The sequence below is a fragment of the Kocuria sp. genome, assembly GCF_030538595.1.
Taxonomy (GTDB): domain Bacteria; phylum Actinomycetota; class Actinomycetes; order Actinomycetales; family Micrococcaceae; genus Kocuria.
Map to the genome: position 1 here is coordinate 67,120 of NZ_JAUNTS010000009.1, position 19,957 is coordinate 87,076.

20 protein-coding genes are annotated in these 19,957 nt (G+C 63.2%); 13 read left to right on the top strand and 7 right to left on the bottom strand.

The annotated features are described in order from the left end of the window. The first annotated feature begins 28 nt into the window (after window positions 1-28). Window positions 29-1,639, top strand: coding sequence for a thiamine pyrophosphate-binding protein (locus Q4G32_RS09025; RefSeq protein ID WP_303350810.1), 1,611 nt, complete (start codon window positions 29-31; stop codon window positions 1,637-1,639). 88 nt (window positions 1,640-1,727) lie between these two features. Here Q4G32_RS09025 and Q4G32_RS09030 read toward each other — a convergent pair whose 3' ends face one another. Continuing rightward, window positions 1,728-2,498: a CPBP family intramembrane glutamic endopeptidase gene (locus Q4G32_RS09030; RefSeq protein ID WP_303350812.1), complete on the bottom strand. Its 771-nt coding sequence runs from the start codon at window positions 2,496-2,498 to the stop codon at window positions 1,728-1,730. 492 nt (window positions 2,499-2,990) lie between these two features. Between Q4G32_RS09030 and urtA the strand changes: the two genes are divergently transcribed. From urtA to urtE, 5 genes are all read left to right on the top strand, one after another. Next, window positions 2,991-4,256, top strand: coding sequence for an urea ABC transporter substrate-binding protein (urtA, locus tag Q4G32_RS09035; RefSeq protein ID WP_303350814.1), 1,266 nt, complete (start codon window positions 2,991-2,993; stop codon window positions 4,254-4,256). Window positions 4,257-4,328: 72 nt separating this feature from the next. Beyond that, window positions 4,329-5,213 (top strand): urea ABC transporter permease subunit UrtB, encoded by an 885-nt coding sequence (gene urtB / locus Q4G32_RS09040; protein WP_303350815.1) that lies wholly within the window; start codon window positions 4,329-4,331, stop codon window positions 5,211-5,213. Next, window positions 5,210-6,373, top strand: coding sequence for an urea ABC transporter permease subunit UrtC (urtC, locus tag Q4G32_RS09045; RefSeq protein ID WP_303350817.1), 1,164 nt, complete (start codon window positions 5,210-5,212; stop codon window positions 6,371-6,373). Before urtB ends, urtC begins: the two co-directional genes overlap by 4 nt. Then, on the top strand, window positions 6,370-7,212 hold the full coding sequence (urtD, locus tag Q4G32_RS09050) for an urea ABC transporter ATP-binding protein UrtD (protein ID WP_303350820.1): 843 nt from the start codon (window positions 6,370-6,372) through the stop codon (window positions 7,210-7,212). The genes urtC and urtD overlap by 4 nt, the downstream gene beginning before the upstream one ends. Further along, window positions 7,212-7,904, top strand: coding sequence for an urea ABC transporter ATP-binding subunit UrtE (urtE, locus tag Q4G32_RS09055; RefSeq protein WP_303350822.1), 693 nt, complete (start codon window positions 7,212-7,214; stop codon window positions 7,902-7,904). The genes urtD and urtE overlap by 1 nt, the downstream gene beginning before the upstream one ends. Before the next feature lie 13 nt (window positions 7,905-7,917). Here urtE and Q4G32_RS09060 read toward each other — a convergent pair whose 3' ends face one another. Then, window positions 7,918-9,177 carry an ATP-binding protein gene (locus Q4G32_RS09060; RefSeq protein ID WP_303350824.1) on the bottom strand — a complete coding sequence of 420 codons (1,260 nt, stop codon included), beginning with the start codon at window positions 9,175-9,177 and terminating at the stop codon, window positions 7,918-7,920. 188 nt (window positions 9,178-9,365) lie between these two features. Here Q4G32_RS09060 and Q4G32_RS09065 point away from each other — a divergent pair, with 188 nt between their 5' ends. Genes Q4G32_RS09065 through Q4G32_RS09080 form a run of 4 tightly spaced genes read left to right on the top strand, consistent with a single transcriptional unit; the run spans window position 9,366 to window position 12,952 of the window. Then, complete coding sequence (locus tag Q4G32_RS09065) at window positions 9,366-10,022, top strand: urease subunit gamma (RefSeq protein ID WP_303350826.1); 657 nt, start codon at window positions 9,366-9,368, stop codon at window positions 10,020-10,022. After that, the gene (locus tag Q4G32_RS09070; RefSeq protein ID WP_303350828.1) at window positions 10,012-11,736 is read left to right on the top strand and encodes an urease subunit alpha; all 1,725 of its coding nucleotides are present in this window, start codon (window positions 10,012-10,014) and stop codon (window positions 11,734-11,736) included. The genes Q4G32_RS09065 and Q4G32_RS09070 overlap by 11 nt, the downstream gene beginning before the upstream one ends. Window positions 11,737-11,780: 44 nt before the next feature. Further along, a complete protein-coding gene (ureE, locus tag Q4G32_RS09075) occupies window positions 11,781-12,269 on the top strand; it encodes an urease accessory protein UreE (protein WP_303350832.1) in 489 nt (162 codons plus the stop codon). Beyond that, on the top strand, window positions 12,269-12,952 hold the full coding sequence (locus tag Q4G32_RS09080) for an urease accessory protein UreF (RefSeq protein ID WP_303350834.1): 684 nt from the start codon (window positions 12,269-12,271) through the stop codon (window positions 12,950-12,952). The genes ureE and Q4G32_RS09080 overlap by 1 nt, the downstream gene beginning before the upstream one ends. 31 nt (window positions 12,953-12,983) lie before the next feature. Here the strand turns inward: Q4G32_RS09080 and Q4G32_RS09085 are convergent, their stop codons facing one another. Together Q4G32_RS09085 and Q4G32_RS09090 are read right to left on the bottom strand one after the other, a co-directional pair. Beyond that, window positions 12,984-13,322 (bottom strand): type II toxin-antitoxin system PemK/MazF family toxin, encoded by a 339-nt coding sequence (locus Q4G32_RS09085; protein WP_303350836.1) that lies wholly within the window; start codon window positions 13,320-13,322, stop codon window positions 12,984-12,986. Beyond that, a complete protein-coding gene (locus Q4G32_RS09090) occupies window positions 13,306-13,503 on the bottom strand; it encodes a hypothetical protein (protein ID WP_303350838.1) in 198 nt (65 codons plus the stop codon). The genes Q4G32_RS09085 and Q4G32_RS09090 overlap by 17 nt, the downstream gene beginning before the upstream one ends. Before the next feature lie 97 nt (window positions 13,504-13,600). Between Q4G32_RS09090 and ureG the strand changes: the two genes are divergently transcribed. The 3 genes from ureG to Q4G32_RS09105 are packed head-to-tail and all read left to right on the top strand — an operon-like array spanning window position 13,601 to window position 16,195. Further along, window positions 13,601-14,221, top strand: coding sequence for an urease accessory protein UreG (ureG, locus tag Q4G32_RS09095; protein ID WP_303350840.1), 621 nt, complete (start codon window positions 13,601-13,603; stop codon window positions 14,219-14,221). 13 nt (window positions 14,222-14,234) lie between these two features. After that, window positions 14,235-15,089: an urease accessory protein UreD gene (locus tag Q4G32_RS09100; RefSeq protein WP_303350842.1), complete on the top strand. Its 855-nt coding sequence runs from the start codon at window positions 14,235-14,237 to the stop codon at window positions 15,087-15,089. A 5-nt stretch (window positions 15,090-15,094) separates the two neighbouring features. After that, window positions 15,095-16,195, top strand: a complete 1,101-nt coding sequence (locus Q4G32_RS09105) for a HoxN/HupN/NixA family nickel/cobalt transporter (protein WP_303350844.1) — start codon at window positions 15,095-15,097, stop codon at window positions 16,193-16,195. Window positions 16,196-16,280: 85 nt separating this feature from the next. On the opposite strand, the gene Q4G32_RS09110 is transcribed toward Q4G32_RS09105, so the two are convergent. The 3 genes from Q4G32_RS09110 to Q4G32_RS09120 form a co-directional block, all read right to left on the bottom strand. After that, window positions 16,281-17,015 (bottom strand): CPBP family intramembrane glutamic endopeptidase, encoded by a 735-nt coding sequence (locus Q4G32_RS09110; protein ID WP_303350846.1) that lies wholly within the window; start codon window positions 17,013-17,015, stop codon window positions 16,281-16,283. A 399-nt stretch (window positions 17,016-17,414) separates the two neighbouring features. Further along, complete coding sequence (ald, locus tag Q4G32_RS09115; protein WP_303350848.1) at window positions 17,415-18,506, bottom strand: alanine dehydrogenase; 1,092 nt, start codon at window positions 18,504-18,506, stop codon at window positions 17,415-17,417. Between the two features lie 206 nt (window positions 18,507-18,712). Beyond that, window positions 18,713-19,948, bottom strand: coding sequence for a glycerate kinase family protein (locus Q4G32_RS09120; protein WP_303350850.1), 1,236 nt, complete (start codon window positions 19,946-19,948; stop codon window positions 18,713-18,715). Window positions 19,949-19,957: the final 9 nt, after the last annotated feature.

A 19,957-nucleotide genomic window follows, 5' to 3' on the forward strand; every position in this document is an offset into this window, starting at 1 on the left:
GACTCTGACCCACCATTAAGGAACACACGTGAATCCTCACCGCACCACCGGCCGCGCCGTTCTGGAAACCCTCAAGGGCTACGGGATCGACACCATTTTTGGCATCCCAGGGACCCACTCGCTGGAGTTCTACCGGCCAATGCGCGAATTGGGGATTCGCGCTGTCACCCCGCGCCATGAACAGGGTGCTGCTTACGGCGCGGACGGATGGTCCTTGGTGTCGGGGTTGCCGGGGGTGGTTATCACGACGTCGGGCCCCGGGTTGCTCAATTCTCTCTCCGGGGCAGCCACTGCTTATGCGGAGTCACGCCCCATGATCCTGCTCTCCCCGGGCCGCCCGCTGGGCCAAGACTTCCGCGACATCGGAGACTTGCATGAAACCAAGGATCCATCAGGTGCAGTCAATTCAATTGTGGGTAAGAGCCGCCGGGTGACGCATGGTTCAGAGGCGATCACCATGATTCACGACGCCATGCGCGATTTCACCCACTCTCGCCCGCGGCCTGTCCACATTGAAATCCCGCTGGACATTTTGGAAGCGGAACTCGACTACACGGACCATCAGGTGGCCCCGCGGCCACTGGGTACCCCGCAGCCGGCGCCGATTGACGACGTCGAACGGGCGGCTGTGGCGCTGAAACAAGCCAAGAGCCCCGTGATTCTGGCTGGCGGGGGATCGCTGGCAGCGGGTGAGTCGCTGCTGGAATTGGCGGAAAAGCTGGAAGCGCCGGTCATCACCACCACCAACGGCAAGGGCGCCATCCCGGAGCGGCATCGGCTGTCTCTGGGGGCTGACCTGCGGTTACAGACGGCACATGAGTTCCTGCGCTCAGCGGATGCGCTTCTGGTGATCGGTTCCAAGGTGGGGGCAGCCGAGCTGTGGGGCGGGGACATCACCCCGGATGGTCCCATCATCCGCGTGGACATCATGCGCGATCAGATGTTGTGCAACCTGGACCCGGACATTGAGCTACCGGGCCACTCGGCCGCCGTGGTGCCTCAGCTCATTGAAGCCCTGGGGGATGTGGAGCCCCGGGAGGCGCGGGATCTGTCTGAGGTGTTCGCGCGATTGGATGAAGAGGGCCGGAAGTGGGCTCCCGAGCTGGCCGAGCTCAACGAGGCAATCATGAACGCGGTGCCTGCGGACACCATCATTGGTGGGGATTCCTCCCAGGTCACCTACATGGGTTCCACCACGTTCTTCCGGGCGCAGCTGCCCAATTCCCTGCTTTACATGGGGACATACGCCACGTTGGGGTACGGGCTGCCGGCCTCCATCGGGGCCAAGCTGGCTGCACCCGAGCGCCCGGTGGTGTGCCTGGTGGGTGATGGCGCCCTGATGTTCTCCATCCAGGAGCTCATGACCGCCGTGGAGTTGGGGATCACCCTGCCCATCGTGTGTGTGGACAACGGTGGCTACGGGGAAATTCGGGCCAACATGGAGGACCGTTCCATTGATCCGTTGGCCGTTGATTTGCGTCAGCCGGATTGGGTTGCGCTGGCCCAGGCCTTTGGAGCGCGGGGAGTTTCGGCCACTAGCGACGACGTGGCCGACCTTGTGTTGGAAGCCCTGCAAGCTGACGGCCCCACGCTGATTCACTTGCCAATCTCCAAGGCGGTGGAGACTCCGACCGTCTAATGCCCGTGAGATCACCGCTTGTTGTTGAGATCACCGCCTGTTGCCGGTGATCTCAACAACAACCGGTGACCTCACGGAGGGGGCTGGGTTACCGGAGGAAAATCACCAGCAGCGTGATGGCGGTGATCAGCCCGTTGTTGCACATGTGCAGGATCAACGGTGCCCACAGGTTGCCGTACCAGAGGCGCATGCACGTCAGGGCCGTACCCAGGAACAAGATGTAGAGCATCACCGGCGGTGACAGATGGGCTGCCGCAAACACCACGACGACGATCGCCCCCGCTGCAACCACCGGCATCTTGGAGATCAACCAGTCCAGAAGAATGCGGCGGAACAACAACTCCTCGGCCAGCGGGATAACCAGCACGATCATGGCCGCAGCTCCCAGAGCCAGCAGGGGAGAGGCCTCCAATGACTGTCCGGTGTGTGATCCACCTGCTGGTGTGAGCTGAAGGGCGGGTCCAACCAGCAGAGCCAGGAATCCGGAGCCCAGGATGGCCACCGGGATCTGGTAGATCAGGTGGAGCAAGCTGTGGCGACCGCGGCGAAATCCAATCTCCTGCAGGCTCCAGCCCCGGCGCCGAATCACGCCCCAGATGAGGGGCAACCACATGCCCAGACCGCCTCCGATCAGCAGTACGGCAAGCACATCCGCACCCGCAAGGCCCATGACCCGGTCGGCAAGGATTGCTCCTGCCACTGCACCGATCAGCCCCGTTACCAGGGAAGTTGCACCCCAGAACATGTCTGCGCCCGTGGGCGTGGGTAGCGGGGGCAACTTGCCCGGGCTGTTGACCTCTGGCCGGGGGTGAGGGGCAGCGTGATTCATGGTGGGTGGCTCCAAGGTGGTGCGAGTCACGGGGATCTCCTGACAGATGGTGGTGCGCCAGACCGGACGGCGGAGGTGTTGCGGTGCTGTTGATCCTGGCCTTTGTCCAACCGTAGGAGGCACCCACGCACGTGCGCCTCGTCCGAACGGCCGGAGTGAAGGCAACTAAAGGACCACTTGCAGCTACCCGGGCCCGCTCCACCCTTCCCGTGAGATCACCGGTTGTTGTTGAGAGCACCGCCTGTAGCCGGTGATCTCAACACAAAGCGGTGATCTCACGGGGTCAGGAGGGGTTAGGCGGGATGGGGCGGGAGGGTGGAGGGTGTGGGCACGACGACGGCGCACTCGCGCGCTACGGAGAACACCGGGACGCGAAACGTGGAGTTAACGCGCGACACAGAGCTGCAACACGTCATGCGTGGAGCGGAAACATACGGGCACACACACGGAAACACGGCTTCTTTAACGTCATAGGCGCCTTGACCGCAGCGGGCCCTCCCCGCCAGTTCTTGAGGAGCCGCCGTGTCCCCACGTACCACCCTGAGCGCAGTTCTACCGCTGATTGCAGCACTGGTCTTGACTGGATGTGGCCAGCGCTATGACCCGCAGGCCGAGGCCGCCGCAGAGCAGGTCCCGCGGGAGTCTTGCGTGAACACCGACGGCGACACCATCAAAGTGGGCCTCCTCAATTCCCTGTCCGGCACCATGGCGGTCAGTGAGACCACCGTGAATCGCTCGCTGAACATGGCCATCGAGGAAATCAACGACGACGGCGGTGTGCTCGGCAAACAGATCGAACCCGTCACGGAAGATGGGGCCAGCGAGCCCACCATTTTTGCCGAGCGAGCCGGCAAGTTGATCCGTCAGGACTGCGTTGCAGCCACCTTTGGCGGCTGGACCTCAGCGTCGCGCAAGGCGATGCTCCCGGTCTTTGAAGCCCAGAACTCCCTGCTGTTCTACCCGGTGCAGTACGAGGGTCTGGAGGCTTCCCCCAACATTTTCTACACGGGGGCCACCACCAACCAGCAGATCATCCCGGCTTTGGACTGGTTGCGGGAACAGGGCCACACCAAGATCTTTTTGGTGGGCTCCGACTATGTTTTCCCGCGGACCGCCAACCGGATCATCCATGCCTACGCGCAAGCGCATGGCATGGAGATCGTGGGCGAGGAATACGTGCCCATGGGCTCCACGGAGTTCTCCACGATTGTGAACAAGGCGCTGGCTTCTGATGCGGATGCCGTGTTCAACACCTTGAACGGGGACTCCAACGTGGCGTTCTTCCGCCAGTACAACGCAGTGGGCCTGGACCCGGAGACCATGCCCGTGATGTCCGTGTCCATTGCGGAGGAAGAAGTTCCGGGCATTGGGGTGGACAACATTGAGGGTCAGTACGTGGCCTGGGATTACTTCCAGACCATTGACACCCCCACCAATGATGAGTTCGTGGCCAACTTCAAGGAGCGCTACGGCCAGAACCAGGTGACCTCGGATCCCATGGAGGCTGCCTACACCTCGGTTTACCTGTGGAAGGCCATGGTTGAAAAGGCCGGTTCCTTTGACGTGGCAGCAGTCCAGGAGGCTGCTGAGACCGGCGAGATCACCTTTGACGCACCGGAGGGGGAGGTGACGGTGGATGGCGAAAACCAGCACATCTCCAAGACCCCTCGGATTGGTCAGATCCGTGAAGACGGCTTGATCGACACCGTCTGGGAGGCCCCTGAACCCGTCACACCAGACCCCTTCTTGGGGACCTACCCCTGGGCGGAGTCCATCACCGGTGCATGAGGGGTCCGGAATGACCGCACTTCTGTTTTTCCCTGAGCACCACACCATCACCACTTATGAAAGGGGGCGCACGTGGAAATCCTGATCAGTCAACTTTTTGCGGGCTTGAGCCTGGGCTCGGTCTTATTGCTGGCCGCGGTGGGCCTGTCTTTGACCTTCGGCCAAATGGGCGTGATCAACATGGCCCATGGCGAGTTCATCATGGCCGGGGCTTATACAGCTTTCACGGTTCAGCAGATCTTGGGCAGCGCGGGTGTTTCTTTGCTGGTCAGCCTTCCGTTGGCTTTCCTGATCGGCGGCACGCTGGGTCTGATTCTTGAGGCCACGTTGTTGCGGCGGATGTATCACAGGCCGCTGGACACCCTACTGGTGACTTTTGGCGTCAGTTTGATCTTGCAGCAGTTGGCTCGGGATATTTTTGGCGCTCCTTCCGTGGACGTGAAATTGCCTGAGCTGCTGTCCGGCCCCGTGATGATTTTGGGAACTCCGGTTCCGGCGTCGCGGGTCTTCATCCTGGTGCTCACCGTTGTGGTGGTTGCGGGGCTCTCTCTGTTGATGACCAAGACCTCCCTGGGGCGCCGGATTCGCGCGGTGGTCCAGTCCCGCGATCTTGCCGAGGCGTCCGGGATTTCTTCACGACGCACGGATGCGCTGACCTTTTTCATCGGCTCGGGTTTGGCGGGTGTGGCCGGTGTGGCCATTACCTTGATCGGCTCCACCAGCCCCACTTTGGGAACCACTTACATTGTTGATGCCTTCCTGGTGGTGGTGGCTGGGGGAATCGGTCAGATTCGCGGAGCAGTCATAGCCGCCGCAGGGTTGGGCCTGCTGCAGGTTTTCTTTGAATTCGGCACCACTGCCTCCATTGCCAAGGTGATTGTCCTGGTGATTGTGGTGGCTTTCCTTCAGATTCGCCCACAGGGCATTGTGGCCACACGCACCAGGGGGTTGGCATGACCACCACAGTTTCACCACAAGACACAACGACGACGCCGCCCACCTCAACTGGAACCCGAACCCTTCCGGCGGTGAAGGAGGGAGCTGGTGTGTGGACCACCGGGCCACGTGGTGCCCTGCTGGGTCTGGGCATCGGGGCGGTGCTGCTGCTGGTGATTGCGCCGCTGACTCTGGGCGGCTTTGGACTGGACCTGCTGGGCCGGTATCTGTGCGTGGCCATGGTGGCCGTTGGGATCGGGCTGGCCTGGGGCCGCGGTGGGATGCTCACCATGGGGCAGGGCGTGTACTTCGGGCTGGGCGCCTACATCATGGCCATGCACATGACCTTGGCGGACACCACGTTGGAGGGTGAATCCATCCCCACGTTCATGCGTCAGAACGGTGTGGAGCAGCTTCCTGAGCTGTGGGGAATCGTGCAGCACCCGGTGGTTGCGGTGGTGGCCATCATCCTGGTGCCCACCGCAGTCGCGGGACTTTTGGGCTGGGCCATCTTCTCCCGCCGGGTCAAGGGGGCCTACTTTGCCATCCTGTCCCAGGCATTGGCCGCCGCCTTTGCTGTTCTGATCATCGGCCAGCCGGTGCTGACCAACGGGTCCAACGGCTTGTCCAACTTTCATTCCCTGTTTGGCTGGGATCTCTCCGATTCCACCAACCGCACCGTTCTGTTCCTGGTGGTGGCGCTGGTCTTGCTGGCCATGTTGGCTGTGACATGGCAGCTCTACCGGTCCCGCTTTGGTGAGCTTCTGGTGGCCGTGCGTGATCAGGAGGAGCGCGTGCGATTCCTGGGCTATGACCCGGCCCTGATCAAGACCGTGGCCTACATGATTGCTGCACTGTTCGCAGCCATCGGTGGAGCGTTGTTCGTGCCGGTGGTGGGCATCATTTCCCCGGCGGACATTGGCGTGATCCCGTCCATCGCGTTCTTGATTGGCGTGGCCATCGGTGGCCGGGCCACATGGCTTGGACCTGTGCTCGGCTCCATTGCGGTGTCCTTTGCCGGGACTCAGCTTGCTTCCGCGTTCCCGTCCTTCTGGGTCTACTTCCAAGGTCTGCTGTTCATCCTGGTCATTGGTTTTCTGCCCGGTGGGTTGGCTTCCGTGGCGGGAGTGCTGCGGCGTCGTCGTCAATCTGAAACCCACCAACCGGAGGCTGCCCGATGACCCGCGACCACCGCCCCAGTTATCTGGAAATCCGCGATCTACGCGTGGTGTTTGACAAGTTTGTGGCCGTTGACGGCGTGAATCTCAGGGTGGAGCAGGGGGATTTGCGCTTCCTGATCGGGCCCAACGGTGCGGGGAAGACCACCACCATTGATGCTGTCACGGCGTTGGCGCCGGCTCAGGGCTCCATCAACCACAACGGGCATGAGCTGGTGGGGCGCAAAACTCACAAGATTGTGCGCTACGGCGTGGGGCGAACGTTCCAGACCGCCAGTGTTTTTGAGGACCTGAGCGTGCTGCAGAATCTGGACATTGCTGCCGGTCTGCGACGACGCCCCCGGGAAATGCTGCGAGCTCGTCACGGTGTCTCCCCGCGGATTGTGGAGGTTCTGGAGACCATTGGCCTCACCCAACATCAGGAAACCAAAGCCGGGGTGCTGTCCCACGGGCAGAAGCAGTGGCTGGAAATCGGCATGCTCATGGTCCAGGATGCCACGGTGCTGCTGCTGGATGAGCCCGTGGCGGGTATGAGTCAGGACGAACGGGATGCCACGGGGGAGCTGCTGGCAAAACTGGCTGCACGGCATGTGGTGATCGTGGTTGAGCACGACATGGAGTTCCTGCGCAAATACGCCCAGTCCGTGACCGTGATGGCAGCGGGGAAGGTCATTGCCGAGGGCACGGTGGCGCAGGTCCAGGCCGATCCCACCGTGCAGGAGATCTACCTGGGCACCGCCGGGACCAAAAACCTGAAAGAAGCGCGGGTGGAAGCTGCGCTTGTGGGACTGGACCCGGAGACCGTGACTGTTCCCGGCAGCACACAGAGCAAGGAGAACTGATGTTCATACTGGAGGATGTGCGCTCCGGGTACGGGCGCACGGAAGTTCTGCACGGCATTGACCTCAGCATTCCCGACGACGGCGTCACCACCGTCCTGGGGCACAACGGTGCCGGTAAAACCACCCTGTTGAAGACCGTGATGGGCTTGCTGCCGGTGCGTTCCGGGCGAATCACCTGGGACGGGGAGGACATCACGCGGATGTCTGCCCATCAGCGGGTACGTGCGGGATTGGCGTGGGTTCCCCAGGGGCAGCAGTCCTTTGGCAACCTGACCACACGCGAAAACCTGCTGGTGGTGGCAGAAGCCCACCCCGGTGGGCGGGGTCGGATGGATGAGGTGCTGGCACTCTTCCCCGCCCTGGACCCGCTGATGGACCGTAGGGCAGGACTGCTTTCCGGTGGCCAACGGCAGCAGCTCTCCATTGCCCGGGCGTTGTTGACCGGACCCCGTTTGCTGGTGCTGGACGAGCCGTCGGAAGGTATCCAGCCCTCCGTGGTCCAGGAGATCGAAGAGAAGATCGTGGGCCTGGCCTCCCGTTCGGGAACCCAGGTGTTGCTGGCCGAACAGAAGGTGGGCTTTGCCCTGGACGCCGCAGACGAATACGCGGTCCTGGCCACCGGTCGGGTGGTGCGGGCCGGGCGTGCAGATGAGGCCGCCGTGGATGCCGCCCGGGAGGCGCTGGCGGTGTGAGGTGGGTGAGCCCTTAGAGCTCGGGATGACTCCACAGCGAGCTGATGGGTAACACGTGAAGCCAATCATTGAGGTGAGCCGCGTCAGTGCCAGTGTGCAGCACAACACCCACCACTTCACGGTCTGGAACATGATCACGGAATTGTTTGAGCCCAGTCCATGATCGGTCATTCACGGTGCTCGCACTCTTGACCTCAATGGCTATCAAGCGTCCGTCTGAGAGCTCCAGGAGCAAATCCACCTCGGGGCCATCGTGGTCGCGGTAATGATAAAGATCGAATGATTGTTGCGACCACGTGCGTTGTCGTTTGAGCTCAAGAGCAACAAACTGCTCCACCAGCGTTCCGTAGAACTCCCGTCCACCCACAGTTGTGGCCATGGCGGCGGTGAAACCTGCCAAATGGGCTGCAAGGCCTGTGTCCGTGAGTGAGATTTTCGGTCGTTTGGACAGGCGGCTCCTGGGGGTGCGGCGCCACGGCTGAGTGGTGGTCACCAAGCGCATGACGTGAGCCAAGCGAAGGTATGAGTCGAGCGTGCTTTCTGATATCCCCAGGGTCCTGGCTTCCTTTGCTTTGACCAGTTCCGATTGACCCTGGGAAGCAAGGAGACGGAGTAACGCAGCCATGTGGTCGGCGAAACCGCCTGATTGCAGATCACGTGCGTCATGGTCCGCCAATCGGTCCGTGTAGGAGGCAAACCAGCGGTCCCTCCGGCGTCCAGAACGGGAGAGAATCTCCGGGTAGCCACCGGTGACCACTGTGTCAGGGGCGAGGGGGAGGACAGCACCAGGTGACTGCGCCCCGCTCAGCAACCAGGAGACGAAATCTTCAGGGGAGTTGCGGCGGGCGATTTCACCCTGGCTCAAGGTCATGAGTTCAACGGTCTCAGCCCGCCCAGCCAGGGAATCTCCAACACCCTTCACATGCAGCAAGTCCGCGGAGCCTGTGAGTAAAAACCGCCCCGGACGGCGCACCCGATCCACGGAGGCCTTGATGGGAAGGATGAGTTCTGGGGCGCGTTGAGCTTCATCAACCACCAACATGCCCTGGCCTGCTTGCTCTACGAAGAACTGCGGATCCTCCGTGGCCAGTGATCGGTTGTAGGCGTCATCCATGGACACGACTGTGGTTTCCATGGTTTGTGATGCCATCTGCGCGAGCGTGCTCTTGCCAACTTGGCGGGCACCTTGCAGAACCACGACGGGAGTGTCTGCGAGTGCTTCCTGAACCAGCGACAGTGCATGTCGCGGGTAGGAGTCGGGAATCTCATCCATGAGCCCATCATGCCGCAACTTGGAGATTTTCGGAGCCAAACTTGGAGATTTTCGGAGCCAAACTTGGAGATTTTCGGAAGCTGGCGCCCGGTAAACAGACTGCTCAGTCGATCGACTGGCTTTCCTCAGAAGGTGGACTCCAGCGCACCGGACACGAGCCTGAAACGTGGCGCCGTTAGCGTTGAAACATGTACCTGACACCCCGGGAACAAGAAAAACTACTGATTGTCACGGCCGGTGACCTGGCTCGGCGTCGTCGTGACCGTGGGTTGAAGCTCAACCATCCTGAAGCGGTGGCGCTGATCTCCGCAGAACTGCTGGAGGCTGCCCGTGACGGGCGTACGGTGGCTGATCTGATGTCCTGGGGAGCCACCATCTTGACCGACCAGGAGGTCATGGACGGGGTGGCAGAGATGATCCATTCCGTGCAGGTGGAGGCCACCTTCCCGGACGGCACCAAGTTGGTGACCGTTCACGAACCCATCCGACCTGGCTCGGATGCCATAAAAGCAACCAGCATGACCCCCGGTGAGTACGTGCTGCGGGATGAACCCGTGACCATCAACCCGCACCGGCCCACCGTGGAAGTGGAAGTCATCAACCGTGGGGACCGCCCCGTGCAGGTGGGGTCCCATTTCCCGTTCGCCCAAGCCAACCCCGGCTTGGAGTTCGACCGGGGCACCACAGTCGGGTACCGCCTGAACATTCCCGCTGGCACTGCCGTGCGATTCGAGCCAGGGGATGCCAAGACGGTTCAGCTGGTCAGCTTTGCCGGCACAGGAGAGATCGCGCGGATCGGCACCGGGGTGCAACACGATCAGGAAGGCGCAACTCATGGCGCGTGAACTCACCCGATCCGAATACACCTCCCTCTACGGCCCCACGGTCGGTGACAAAGTTCGCCTGGCGGACACAGAACTCTTTGCCCAGATTGAGCAGGACCTCACCAACCGCAACCTGGCCAATGCCGGCGATGAGGTGGTCTTTGGTGGTGGCAAGGTCATCCGCGACGGCATGGGCCACAAGGGTCGGTTGACCCGGGCTGATGGCGTGGTGGACACCGTGATCACCAATGCCGTGATCGTGGATCACACCGGAGTCTTCAAGGCGGACGTGGGGATAGTGGATGGCCGGATCAGCGCCATCGGCAAGGCCGGTAACCCCGATGTGATGGACAACGTGGACATTCTGATCGGCGCGGCCACGGAGGTGATTGCCGGGGAACACAAGATCCTCACGGCAGGTGGGGTGGACACCCACATTCACTTCATTGGCACGGATCAGATCGGCACCGCCCTGGCCAGTGGCATCACCACCATGATTGGTGGCGGCACCGGCCCGGCCGAAGGTTCCAAGGCCACCACCATCACTCCCGGCCCGTGGCACATCGAACGCATGTTGCAGGCCCTGGATGCCTACCCCATGAACTTTGGGCTGCTGGGCAAGGGCCACACCGCAGCCCAGGCTCCCCTGGAGGAGCAGGTGCGTTCCGGTGTGCTTGGATTCAAGATTCACGAGGACTGGGGCGCCACCCACGGGTCCATTGACGCAGCGCTCACCGCGGCAGACCGGTTCGATCTGCAAGTGGCCATCCACACGGACACCCTCAACGAATGCGGGTTTGTGGAAGACACCATCCGGGCCATCAACGGCCGGGTGATCCACACTTTCCACACGGAAGGTGCCGGTGGCGGGCACGCCCCGGACATCATCTCCATGGCGGGGATGGCCAATGTGCTGCCGTCCTCGACCAATCCCACGCTGCCTTTCACTCGCAACACGGCGGAAGAGCATCTGGACATGCTCATGGTCTGCCACCACCTCAACCCGTCCATCCCGGAGGACGTGGCCTTTGCGGATTCCCGGATTCGCCCGGAGACCATTGCTGCTGAAGACGTCCTGCATGACCTGGGGGTCTTCTCCATGACCTCCTCGGACTCTCAGGCCATGGGGCGGGTGGGCGAGGTGATCTTACGAACCTGGCAGCTGGCCGATCAGATGAAGAAGCGCACCGGTGCGCTGGCCGGAGATCAGCACGGGGACAATTTCCGGATCAAGCGCTACATCGCCAAATACACCATCAACCCCGCCATCAGCCACGGCATTGCTCAGCACGTGGGCTCCGTGGAGGTGGGCAAACTTGCGGACCTGGTGCTGTGGGAGCCGGCGTTCTTTGGGGTCAAACCAGCAGCGGTGCTCAAGAGCGGCCAGATTGTGCACTCCGTCATGGGCGATCCCAACGCCTCCATCCCCACACCGCAGCCGCAGCTCATGCGGGACGCTTTTGGCGCCCAGGGGCAAGCGCCCGCCCACAATTCGGTGCACTTTGTCTCCGCAGCCGCTCACGACGACGACGTCCGCACCCGATTCGGTCTGGCCAAGAACACCCTGCCCGTGGTTGGTATCCGCTCGCTGACCAAGGCCGATCTGAAATACAACGGGGAGACGCCACACATCGAGGTGGACCCGCAGACCTACCAGGTGCGCGTGGACGGTGAACTCATCACCGCGCAACCGGCCCAGGAATTGGCCATGGCGCAGCGCTACTTCCTGTTCTGAGCCACCCACGTCCTTGCACCCCAAAGCTGTCAGGAGTTGAACCGTTGATCATCGAGTCCATTGCAGGCAACCTGCACGAACTCCCCGCAGAAGAGAAGGCTGACCTGCACGTGGAGCGCGTGGCCCTGGAAGGGGCCGCCCTGCGCCAGCGAGTTCAGCGGGTGACCACCGATCACGGCAATGAGCTGGGACTGCGGCTGACCGAACGCCGTGAGCTGCGCGACGGGGACATCCTGCACCGGGAGGGGCGCAACGTCGTCGTCGTGTCCACGCTGCCCACGGAAGTTCTGGCCATAGCCCCGGCAACTGTGGAGGAAGCGGCATTTGTGGCGCATTCGCTGGGCAACCGCCACCTGCCGGCGCAATTTTTTGGGCCGGAGGCTGAGTTCGCGGGGCTTGACGGGCATGCGGGTGTGATGGTGGTTCAGTACGACCACACCGCCGAGCACTTCCTGACCGATCACGGTGTGCGGTTCGCCCGCCTGGACCGCGTGATGGACGTTCCCTTCCGGCACGCCGAGCACACGCACTGATGACCGTCTCCCTGGATTCCGGGCTGCTGACCATGCTGCAGTTCTCCGACTCCGCGCTGCCCACGGGTGCCTTCAGCCAGTCGTTGGGCTTGGAAACCGCAATCAACGACGACGTCGTCCACGATGAACCGACCTTTCACGCATGGCTGCGCCGCTTCCTGCTCCACCAACTGGTTCCGGCCGATGGCTGGGCAATTCGTGCGGTGGCCCACGACCGTGCAGACCCCGTGACGGTGGATGCCATGCTGCACGCCATGAGCCTTCCGGTTCAGATCCGGGAAGCCAATGCGGCCATGGGGCGGCGGGCCGTGCAGATTGCGGCGGAGAACTTTCCCGTCCGGTCCGTGACCGACTACGCCCGGGTGGTTTCCGCCCGGGACGCGGTGGGCAGCGTTCCCGTGGTGCTGGCCCTGTTGGCCCGTGAACACGGCACGGACTGGCAGGACACCTGTGCTGCGCACCTGTTCACGTCCCTGACCGCGCTGACGCAGAACGCTGTGCGGGGCATCCCGATCGGTCAAAACGCAGGTCAGAGGGTACTGCGCGCCATGCACCCGGAGGTGGCCCGGGCTGTGGAGCGGGTGGAGGTCTTGACGGAGGACCAGGTGGGCGCGGTCAGTCCCGCGTTGGAGATCGACCAAATGCGTCATGCCTGGCAACGAGCCCGGATGTTCATGTCATGAACGGTGGTTCCTCCACAGCCCAGTATTCGGCTCAGGCGTCAATCAGAGTTGCCACGGTGGCTCGCAGTTGCCGCAGGACCGCCGGTCCCACATTGCCGATGCGCGCTGAGACCCGCGTGGTGGCCACGGAACGGATGTGCTGGCATTGTGCGGCCGATTCTGCGCTCAGTCCATTGTGTAAATCCGCCTCGATGACCACCTCAGAGCCGCTCTCGCGCAGAGTGCGGGTCAACGGAACCACCTGGATCACGTTGGGCTCACCGCGCAAGACTTGTTCGGCGGTGACAACCACGGCTGGCCGCATCAGACCGGCCTCGGGGCCGGATGGCATGCCGAGGTTGAGTTCGACCACGTCACCCTGCGTCAGCATCAAGCCAGGCGAGTTCATCGTCACGCAGGGGGGAGGACAGGTCCTGTCCCATGAGCTCTTGCTTCAACAGGCGAGTGGCGCGATCAATGGTGTCCGTCAGGGATTCGCCACGCACGGCGGCCAGGTCATTCAACGAATCCCGCGTGGCCCGGGTGACGCGGATGGTGGTGGTGTCACTCATGTGGCTGAGCCTAGAGCATGTAGACATCAAGGTCTACAGCGAACGGTGGATGCGGCGGCCGTCGTCGTGAATCAAGAACCAGATCAAGGAGGCAAACATGGCAACTGAGCCGATTCGGATTGGCGTGGGCGGGCCGGTGGGTGCGGGCAAGACCCAGCTGGTGGAGCGGATCACGCGCGCGCTGGACGGTGAGGTGTCCACGGCGGCGATCACCAACGACATCTACACCATTGAGGATGCCAAGATTCTGGCGCGTACCTCCGTGCTGGATGAAGACCGGATTGTGGGTCTGGAAACCGGGGGCTGTCCGCACACGGCCATCCGGGAGGACACCTCCATGAACGAGGCCGCCATTGAGCAGCTGGTGAGCAAACACCCGGATCTGCAGGTGATTTTTGTGGAATCCGGCGGGGACAACTTGTCGGCCACGTTTTCGCCGGAGCTGGTGGACTTCTCCATTTACATCATTGACGTGGCCCAGGGGGAGAAGATTCCCCGCAAGGCAGGCCAGGGCATGATCAAGTCCGATCTGTTTGTGATCAACAAGACCGACCTGGCGCCCTACGTGGGGGCTGATTTGTCCGTGATGGAGGCGGATTCGCGGGTGTTCCGCAAGGACAAGCCCTTTGCCTTCACCAACCTCAAGACAGATGAGGGTCTGGAGACCGTGCTGGACTGGATTCGGCGTGACGTGCTGATGCTGGACCTGGCCCAGTGACTTGGCACCTGACGTGGTTTCTGAGGTGACGGCGGACCAGTTGACCGGCGGCCTGCGGCTGGAGGTGGAGCGGCGCGGGGATCAGAACGTGGTGACCGGCCAGCGCCATCACGGGGCCCTGCGGCTCCTGCGTCCGCTGTATCTGGACTCCTCCGGACAGCCGTGTCTGACCGTGGTCAATCCCGGTGGCGGTTACGTCGGCGGGGACAGGTATTCACTCTGCGTGAATGTGGGCTCGGGTGCATCAGCGCTGGTCACCACGCAATCGGCCACCAAGGTCTACCGCAGCACCGGATCGGTTGTGGTTCAAGAACAATCGTTCACCGTGGGCCCCGGTGCCACCCTGGAGGTGGTTCCGGATGCTCTGATCGCTTACGCGGAGGCCGACTACCTCCAGCGCACCCACGTCACCGTGTCACCGAGCGCACGCGTGGTGCTCACGGACGTCATCACCCCGGGGTGGGCGCCGGACGGTTCGCTCTATCGGTGGTCTTCGGTGCTGCTGCGCACCACCGTGGCGCGGCCGGACGGGAGACTGATCACCCTGGACACACTGCGGTTGGTTCCCCACGACGACGCCGTGGCTGATCACGGTTTCATGGCTGGGCGCACCCATCTGGGCACGTTGTTGGCGGTGGCCCCGGAGATTGATGCACGTGTGGTGGAAGCCGTGCACCAGCTGTTGACCCAACGTGAAGCCACGGAACCTGGGTTGCGATGCGGGGTCACGCCGCTGAGTGAACCCGGCTTGGCTGTTCGGATTTTGGGGCCATCCACGGAGGTCATTCACAACCTGCTCTTGGATGCTCACGCCATCTTGCGTGGTCACTGGGGAAATCAGCCACGCCTGAATCTACGAAAGTACTGAGATCAATGACTGCAACTCTTGAGGTTGGCACCCAGCCTGCGGAAGTCCAGGTGCGCGAACGCAGATCCACGCTCTTGGTGTCCCTGACCGTCTTGGTCCTGCACGCCCTGGGGTGGGGGACTCTGCTCTTGTTTGTGATGCCAGCTGATCTGAGCTTGGGGGTGCAGGCCGATGGCACCACCGCAATGTTCACCGGTGCGTTGGGGGTCACGGCCTTTTTGCTGGGGGTGCGCCACGCCTTCGATGCTGACCACATTGCCGCGATCGACAACACCACTCGGCGGTTGCTTGCTGAAGGTCGGCCGGCCTCCACCGTTGGTTTCTGGTTCTCCATGGGACATTCCACGGTGGTGGTGGGGCTGTGCCTCCTGTTGGCTTTTGGGCTTTCCGCTCTGATGGGACCGGTGGCAGATGAGGGCTCCGCTTGGCACCAGTTCACCGGAGTCTGGGGGCCGCTGGTGGCGGGACTGTTCCTGTTGGCCATCGCGGCGCTGAACATTGTCACGTTGCGTCGGATATTGGCTTCGCGCGGGGCGCGCACGGGTTCGTCGTCGGACTCGGTGGCTGATCCCGGTGCGGAGGGACACGTTGCGGGCGGTCCCGTCACACGGTTGCTGGACCGGATCGGAGCGCGAATCCGTACGCCGCGGCAGATGTACGTGGTGGGGCTGCTGTTCGGTTTTGGGTTCGACACCGCCACGGAGATCAGCCTGCTCCTACTGGCTGGAACCGCAGGACTGGCGGCCGTTCCATGGTGGGCGGTGCTCACGTTGCCGCTGCTGTTCACCGCCGGGATGAGCACCTTTGATCTGGCACAAGGCTGGGTGGCACGCAGGGCCTATGGGTGGGCCGACTCCGATCCCAAGCGGCTGCTGACCTACAACATCGGAATCACCACCGTGTCCGTGATGGTGGCGCTGGTGGTGGGTGCGGCGTCGTTGTCCGGGGCGTTGGCGCAATGGTTCGGGGTGCCGGATGTCTTCGCGTGGACGGACTCGGTCGGTCTGGAGGCGTGGGGCTTTGCACTGGCCGGGGTGTTGCTGGTGGCGTGGATCGGCGTCGTCGTGATGCGCGCCCTGACCCGCTCCACCCGCCGTCCCGCGTGAGGTCACCGGTTGTTGTTGAGATCACCGGCTACAGGCGGTGATCTCAACAACAACCGGTGACCTCATGGTGCGGGTGCGGGCCAGGTCATGAGAAGTAGGGCAGCACAATACCCAGGACCGTCGCATCAACCACGCAAGCCATGATCACCGGTGCCCACAGGTTTCCGTACCAGAGCCTTGCCGCCGTCAGAGCCACGCCCAGCAGCAGGCTGTAGAGGATCGCGGTGGCGTCCAGGTGGACCGCCGCAAAAATGACCACCGTGATGCCCGCGGCGGCAAGGATGGGCATGTACTGCAGCAGCCAGTCCAGGAGGATTCGGCGGAAGAGGATTTCCTGAATCGGTGCCAGAACCAGACTGGGCACCAGGACCAAGATCAATCCATATGGAGTTTCGGGGCTGATCTGTGCCTGGGGCCCTGTGCCGGGGCGCAAACTCATGACGTTCAGTGCCAGTCCAATGGTGGTGAACAGCAAAGTGGTCAGGGCCACCACCACGGGGATTTGCCACGTCAGGTGCCACAGCGAGTGCCGACCGGGGCGGAACCCCAGGTCATGCCACGTCCACCTCCGTAGAAAGAGGAACCAGAAGGCCGTGGTGGCCACAGCAATGCTGGTCACCAGGCTGGTCGCCAGGGCGCCGGTGGTGCCGAAGGCAAGCCCACCCAGAACCACGCCGACCGATGTGCCCAGATCCGTCAACACAATGAGCAGTGCGGCGTAGAGCCCATCCCAAAGCGTAGGTTTTGGCGCCAGGCCAGCAGCCTGGGCCTTCTTGCGTTGCCCGTCCATCCAACTGCGGGGTTCTGTTTCTGAAGCCACGAATTTTGCGGTGACCATGACACCCGTTCTCCCATTTCCCCTCCCCAATGGAGTGCCCCGGTTCCGGAGACAGTGTGCGGTCCCCGGTCCGCAGGGAACCTTTGATCAGTCGTCTCATGTGAGGTGCGTGAGAGGACTGAGCAGCCCAAGTGGTTCCATCTGCTGCTTCCATTCTAGGTGCTCACATAGAAATTCATGTATCCGCGAACTTCTTGTGGGGTGAGTCAGCAAAAACGCTACGGACAACGGCGCGGGCGCTGCTCAAGCTGCAGTGAACCATGAGATCACCGGTTGTTGTTGAGAGCACCGGTTACAGGCGGTGATCTCAACAACAACCGGTGATCTCGGCGGGGGAGGGAGGAGAGAGGGAGGGACGACGGCGCGCTCGCGCGCTGCGGCTCAGGCGGCGGGCAACTCCGGGAACTCCGCCGCAATGGCTGAATGCTGGATCTTGCCGCCGGAGACCAGAACGCCCCGTCCCAGCGCCGGGTTGGACTCGCAGGCGGACTCCCAGCCGGCATCGGCCAATTGCAGCGCGTAGGGCAAAGTGGCGTTGGTCAACCCGTTGGTGGAGGTCACGGGCACAGCGCCGGGCATGTTGGCCACGCAGTAGAACGTGGCAGGTCCCACCGTGAACGTTGGGTCATCGTGTGACGTGGCGCGGGTGTCCTCAAAGCAGCCACCTTGATCCACGGCAATGTCCACCAGCACGGAGCCTTCCATCATGCGCTCCACCAGATCATGGGGAACCACTTTGGGAGCCTTACGGCCTGGCACCAGCACGGCACCGATCACCAGGTCGGAGCGCAGCAGGCACTTTTCGATTTCCAACGGGCTGGAGACCACGGTGCGCACCCGGCTCCCGTACTGGTCATCCACCCGCCGCAGGGCATCAATGGACAGATCGAGCACGGTCACATCAGCCCCAAGCCCCACCAGCTGACTCAGCGCGTTGGACCCTGCGTTGCCCGCACCGATCACAGTGGCCACAGCGGGTCGAACGCCCGGGATGCCCGGCACCAGCAGTCCTCGTCCGCCACTGGTGGACAGCAACAAGTGGGCTCCCACCAGCGCGGCCATCCGCCCCGCCACCTCGGACATGGGCGCCAGGAGGGGCAGGGCGCCGTCGTTGGTTTCCACGTTTTCGTAGGCAATGGCGGTGGCGCCTGCCTCCACCAGGGCTCGGGTGAGTTCTTCGGAGGCGGCCAGATGCAGGTAGGTGAAGAGCACCAGGTCGGAGCGGAGGTACTGGTACTCGGCAGGCACCGGTTCCTTGACCTTGAGCACCAGCTGTGCACCCCAGGCTTCCTCCACAGAGACCATGCGGGCACCGGCCTCCGCATACTCCTCATCCGGAATCCGCGACCCCACCCCGGCGCCGTGCTCCACCACGACGTCGTGCCCGTGCAACACCAACTGATGCACACCTGCCGGCGTGATGGCCACGCGGTCCTCTTGGTTCTTGGTCTCTTTGGGAATGCCGATGAGCATGGTGCGCCTTTCGTGGAGCCGGTAAGCGAGCAGGTGCCGCCGGTGGGCGGAACCGGAACCGTGCGGGGGCCGATCAGCACCCGCACACTCCAGTGTGGCGCAGCTCACCAATCTGCTACAACCGTTTGGAACACGCTGTGAGCCGCACAACCGCCCCGGACGGCGGCCAAAGGCGTGTTCCCAACGGTCAGGGGGAGAGTTTCAGCTCACCAGTCATCCCCCACCAGACGGGCCTCCGCAATGGAGGCGCCCAGCATGAGGGTGCGCATGAACCGTTCGGTGGCGGCAATCAGGAGGTCTTCGCCGTCGCGCACGGCCTCCGACAGGCTCATGGGGACGGGAAGGATGGAAGCCACGGCGTCGATTCCGATTCCATGCACCGCATCCGAACCCTGCCCCAGCGTGCCGGCCAGCCCGATCACGGGCACGCCTTGATCGGAGGCGCGGCGGGCCACCTCCGCCGGAACCTTGCCGCGCGGGGTCTGGAAGTCGATGGCGCCCTCCGCAGTGATCACCAGATCGGCACCGCGAATGGACTTGTCCAGGTCAATCCCGGCCAGTCCGGAATCCAGCAGGGCCTCAAAACGGGGAACCAGGGAAGCGCCGACGGCGGCCAGTCCCGCTCCCAGCCCACCGGAGGCACCCGTACCCACTCCCTGGGCAAAGTCGGTGCCCTGAGCGGTGTCAATGCAGTCCCGTTCCAGCACCCGAGCCCAGTTGTCGAATCCGGCAGCCAGCTGCTCCACCTGCTCCGGGGTGGCGCCCTTCTGCGGCCCGAACACCCGGGCAACACCGCGCGGACCGGTCAACACATTGTGCGGGTTCAGGGCCAGCACCACCTGGGCCTTCCCGGAGGCCAGGGCCGGATGCAGACCGGAGAGATCCAGCCGATCCACGCGGGACAACTCTGCACCTCCCTGCCCCACTTCCTCCCCGGAGGCATCCAACACGCGGACGCCGAGTGCCTGGAGGGCGCCCAGCCCGCCGTCGGAGGTTCCGGAGTCACCACAGCCCACCACCACGGAGGTGACCCCGGTGTCCAGGGCGGCGGCGATCAGCTCACCCACACCGCGTGTGGTGGTCAGGGTGGGATCGCGGCGGTCCTGGGGCACCAGCCGCAGGCCGGCTGCGGCGGCCATCTCCACCACGGCTCGACCTTCAGATGAACCGCCGAGCCGCGCCCAGTGCGAATCCACGGGATCTCCCACGGGGCCGGTCACGGTGCGGTTCACGATCGAACCACCGGTGGCTGCGGCCAGCGTGCGGGCGGTTCCTTCGCCGCCGTCGGCAATGGGGACGGTGCGCACCCGAACACCGGGTACGGCCCGGCGAACCCCGGCACCAATGGCGCGGGCAACTTGTTCAGCATCCAGGGATTCCTTGAATCCGGAGGGCGCCACCAGGACGCGGCGGACAAAAGCGGTGGACGGCATGGAAGTCATGAGCGGAAC